The sequence below is a fragment of the Myxococcus llanfairpwllgwyngyllgogerychwyrndrobwllllantysiliogogogochensis genome, from assembly GCF_006636215.1.
Lineage (GTDB): Bacteria > Myxococcota > Myxococcia > Myxococcales > Myxococcaceae > Myxococcus > Myxococcus llanfairpwllgwyngyllgogerychwyrndrobwllllantysiliogogogochensis.
This window is the reverse complement of record NZ_VIFM01000678.1, coordinates 1-519: the sequence shown is the minus strand read 5'-3', so window position 1 is coordinate 519 and position 519 is coordinate 1. Positions and strand designations below refer to the sequence as shown.

General features: G+C 73.2%; 1 protein-coding gene. It reads left to right on the top strand.

The window, feature by feature from the left end; all coding sequences use genetic code 11:
* The coding region (locus FJV41_RS57235) for an enoyl-CoA hydratase-related protein (RefSeq protein ID WP_246137926.1) at positions 1-407 on the top strand (407 nt) is incomplete at its 5' end.
* Between the last annotated feature and the right edge of the window lie 112 nt (positions 408-519).

Sequence of the window (519 nt, the reverse complement as noted above, 5' to 3'; positions counted from 1 at the left end):
TCGGCATGGTGGCCGACGTGGGCACGCTGCAGCGCCTGCCCAAGCTGATCCCGCTGGGCATCGTCAAGGAACTGGCCTACACCGGCCGCCGCCTGCCCGCTTCCCGTGCCCTGGCCTGCGGGCTGGTGAACGAAGTGTTCTCCAGCCAGGAGGCGATGCTGGAGGCCGCCCTGGCCTGCGCGCGCGAGATCGCCGCCAAGCCGCCCGTCGCGGTCTGGGGCACCAAGCAGGCGGTGCACTATGCGCGCGACCATTCGGTGGACGACAGCCTGCGCCAGATGGGCTGGCTGCAGGGCGCCGTGTGGAGCAACCGCCACGTCGGCGAGGCCGTGGGCGCGATGCGCGAGCGGCGCGCGGGCGACTTCCCCGATCTGGCGCCGGTGCAGCGGTTCAGCGAACTGGGCTGAGGGCCCGGCGGGCGCGTCAGGGGCCCGCGCGCAAAGATGGCCCGGCCGGGTCTATGATGCGGCAACCCTTTTCCCGGCCACGGCCCACCGGAGGCCGCACACGCTTCGCGAG